General features: G+C 50.2%; 3 protein-coding genes and 2 pseudogenes. 3 read left to right on the forward strand and 2 right to left on the reverse strand.

What is annotated here, in order from left to right; all coding sequences use genetic code 11:
• Window positions 1-370: 370 nt before the first annotated feature.
• Window positions 371-1,097: pseudogene (gene larB / locus J4G02_23135) on the forward strand (nickel pincer cofactor biosynthesis protein LarB).
• 11 nt (window positions 1,098-1,108) lie between these two features.
• Here the strand turns inward: larB and J4G02_23140 are convergent.
• Window positions 1,109-1,717 (reverse strand): hypothetical protein, encoded by a 609-nt coding sequence (locus J4G02_23140; protein ID MCE2397402.1) that lies wholly within the window; start codon window positions 1,715-1,717, stop codon window positions 1,109-1,111.
• A 209-nt stretch (window positions 1,718-1,926) separates the two neighbouring features.
• Here J4G02_23140 and J4G02_23145 point away from each other — a divergent pair, with 209 nt between their 5' ends.
• A complete protein-coding gene (locus J4G02_23145) occupies window positions 1,927-2,604 on the forward strand; it encodes an ABC transporter permease (GenBank protein ID MCE2397403.1) in 678 nt (225 codons plus the stop codon).
• Between the two features lie 15 nt (window positions 2,605-2,619).
• A pseudogene (locus J4G02_23150) lies at window positions 2,620-3,334 on the forward strand (ABC transporter ATP-binding protein).
• A 22-nt stretch (window positions 3,335-3,356) separates the two neighbouring features.
• Here the strand turns inward: J4G02_23150 and J4G02_23155 are convergent.
• The coding region (locus J4G02_23155) for an inositol 2-dehydrogenase (GenBank protein ID MCE2397404.1) at window positions 3,357-3,884 on the reverse strand (528 nt) is incomplete at its 5' end.

Genomic DNA, 3,884 nt, shown 5'->3' on the forward strand with positions numbered 1-3,884 from the left:
CGTTCACGGCATCGTAGATACCTCAAAAGAACGTCTCCATGAAGCAGGTGAACAGGTAAAGACTGCCGTAGAAGCGGGTCGTAAAGTTTCTGCGGATGTCCGCGCTAAAATTGCCGAGTCCATCCCGGGCGTTGGCAGCAATGACGGAACCGACGAAGAGGCGACTGACAAAGCCTAAGGGTCTCTTCTCAGGATGCTAACTTTAGCTGTGGTGGGACCAGTTCCACCTCTCCTGCCACCAACTTACTCGCCGTCGGGCAGGCGGAGAGCCTAAACGCCTGTGGAGTCCGTGTAAGACCTCACTTTGGAGACAGTGGACGTTGAAACAGGAACGGAGGAATCCCACTGATTTATCTGTGGGAGGATGTCAATGGAAACTGAAAAGTTAAGAGCCCTGCTTGAAGAGGTTAAAGGTGGAGAGATTGCAGTGGATGACGCGCTGCAATCTCTTCGCACGCTTCCGTTTGAAGATTTAGGGTTCTCAAAAATTGATCACCATCGTCAGCTGCGTACAGGGTTCCCGGAAGTCAGAACATGTCAAGCAGATTAGTGAACGCATTCTCGCTGCGGGACACCCCCTCCTTGCAACTCGCGCTACCCCGGACATGTATGAAGCCGTAAAAGCCACCCAACCTGCGGCACGCTATAACGACCTCGGACGCACGATTAGCGTTTCCCAATCTGAAGAGGAAGGTACACCGGGGATTCTCGTTGTCTCTGCCGGCACGTCCGACCTACCGGTTGCAGAGGAAGCCGCTGAAACGGTATTGATGATGGGAAACGCACCGGAACGCCTTTACGATGTCGGTGTAGCAGGCTTACACCGCCTCATCAGCAACCACGAAAAACTTCTGACAGCCCGCGTTATCATCGTTATTGCGGGGATGGAAGGCGCGCTTCCGAGCGTTGTGGGTGGGTTGGTGGATTGTCCCGTGATTGCTGTCCCCACCAGCATCGGTTACGGTGCAAGTTTCGGTGGACTCGCTGCCTTGTTAGGCATGCTAAATAGCTGCGCCTCCGGTGTCACCGTTGTAAACATTGATAACGGTTTCGGTGCAGGCTATAGTGCCTCACTCATCAACCGACTCACGAAGTAACCGATAATCTTCTATTCTTCTCCTTTACCGGATCTTTCCAGTACAACAGTTGCACTCACACTTTTTGATGCTTCTTGCGAACTCAAACCTATTTTAGGGGGTGTGTGCTCTACCTTCAATTGAACGACTTGCGTCCCAATGCTGAGGGTGACAACATCCGCCCCAATTTTGCATCGCATCTGGTACGGCACTGATTCAGGACGACGCTGTTCATAAGAAGGGGGCCGCCATGTTACACCAAATGCCTCAGCATAGGTTGTAAAGCATGCTGTGGCAGCTTCCGCGACATCACCCGTGGTGTCAAGTACCTGTTGCGCAGCACGCGCGGCTCCATTTGCGGCATCCGTCAAGCGTTCCTGAACCGTTTTCGCGTCAACTTCGTCAACATCAGTATCATCTGTACTTCTTCGCAAGGCAACGTAAACAACTGCCCCAAGCACACAGAGAAAAACAACTGTGCTGAGAAGGACAGTTGTTCGTAATTCGCGACGGCGCGCCATGTTCTCAAAATCCTCACGATGGTGTGGATAGAAAGCGTCGTGTGCGGAAATCGGTGTACTCGAATGCAGTATACCGACAGATAACAATAGTAGCAGAGAAAATAAAAACTTTTGAAGCATCGGTTTTGTACCTGCCTTTGCGTCAGTATACCAACGAAAAATTGAAAAGTCAATGCTATAGAGGCAATCAGCGGCATCGCGACTCGGAAGTCTCGCCTACAGCAAGCGTCTCCTGGCCGTTGCGTATGTAATATGCATGAAAAACTTGACTTGAAATTGTAAATTTGATACAATATCTTCATAGACACAAAAAATAAGGAGACAGAGATTTGCAGCAAAGAACACCAATTGAAGAACAGATTGATCTGCCTTTCGTAGAATCGCTACGGATTAGTTTTCAGAGTTTAAAAATCCGTTTTGGTCGTTCAATCATCACGACAGCCGGCATCACACTGGGTATTGCGTTTTTGGTCTCGGTATGGACGAACAACGAAATCGGTATCGCGCTACAGGAGAGCGGACGACAATCAACAATTAACACTTTTGAAGAGACAACGGAACAAGGTATTTCCACAAAAGATATATGGCTCATTGTTATGTCCTTGATTGTCTGTGTGGTAGGTATCGCAAACTCAATGCTGATGGCAGTAACAGAGCGTTTCCGTGAGATCGGTACAATGAAATGTCTCGGTGCATTAGATGGATTCGTGGTTAGACTGTTCCTACTTGAATCAGGATTCCAAGGGTTCTCTGGGGCACTGATCGGTGCACTCCTCGGCACACTGGGTGCAGTACTTTTAGGACTTAAAGACTATGGGTTAGACTTATTCTTCTATTTCCCGCTATTACCAGCGCAGCCTGAAAACGGGCCGATGCAGCTCGGTGTGATAGTCGTCATTCTGATTGGATGTATACTCGGCATGATTTTGGCAGTCATCGGTTCATCGTTCCCTGCGTGGCGTGCTGCGAAACTCCCACCGGCTGAAGCGATGCGTACCGAGGTATAGGCACGGAGGAAAATTATGAATGATATCGTTGTGAAAACTGAAGATGTTGTCAAAGAATATCGCATGGGTTCAAACATTCTTCGTGCTTTTTGAGATTGAACGTGGCGAGTATATCTCGCTTATGGGTCCCTCCGGTTCCGGTAAATCCACACTTTTTAACATGATCGGTGCGCTTGACCGCCCCACAGAGGGACAGGTCTACATCGACGGGCAAAACATGTCCCAACTTTCGCAAAGACAGATTGCGGCGTTTCGGTGCCACCGCGTGGGCTACATCTTTCAGAGTTACAACCTGCTGCACGTTCGGAGCGCGCACGGAAACGTAACGCTGCCTATGATTTTCGCTGGGATTTCTGAGAAAGATCGCAATGAAAGAGCAGAAAAGTTGCTGGATATGGTAGGCTTAGGGGACAGGATGTACCATCTCCCCGATGAACTTTCAGGCGGGCAGCGTCAACGCGTCGCTATCGCGAGAGCACTTGCCAACGATCCGAGCATTATCCTCGCCGATGAACCGACAGCAAACCTCGATACAATTACGGGACGCGAGATCATTGATCTCATTAAACGCCTGAATAACGAGCAGGGTGTCACTGTCATCTCGGCAACGCACGATCTGAAGATGCTTGATGTCTCTGACCGGATTGTGGACATCCGGGACGGACTCGTGGAACGTATCCGAAATCGAGATGAGATCGAAATCGAAGTCGGTGATGTCGGTGGTGAGTAGGGCATCTGCTCAGAGCCTACCACTAAATTTCCGACAAACGGACGGGACGATTTTCGCGAAGCGATTTCAAGGCTGCAAAACCTATCACGACAGGTGCACGACCATCCGCCCCTGTAACTGCTGGTTGTGTGTCTTCTTGGATGCATGTGAAGAACGCTTGCAATTCCGAGAGAAATGCCGATTTGTAGCGTTCCACAAAAAAATATGGGGGCGATGCCGCACGGCTCCCGTCGCTACCGCTAAAGGTAACGGTATCTGTCAGTGGATTCGCCGCCGTAACCATCCCCTTCGCGCCGAAGACCTCAACTCGCTGGTCGTAGCCGTAGACAGCCTCTCTACTGTTATCGATTGTTCCGATAACCCCATTCTGGAATCGTAAGGTGATAACTGTCGTGTCAATATCGCCAGCCTCGCCAATTTTCGGATCAACGCGCACCCCGCCCGCTGCGTAGACCTCAACCACCTCATCCCCAATCAGATAGCGCGCCATATCGAAATCGTGGATCGTCATGTCAAGAAAAATGCCGCCGGAGACCTTGACGTATTCAAT

This window comes from Candidatus Poribacteria bacterium (assembly GCA_021295755.1).
GTDB lineage: Bacteria > Poribacteria > WGA-4E > WGA-4E > PCPOR2b > PCPOR2b.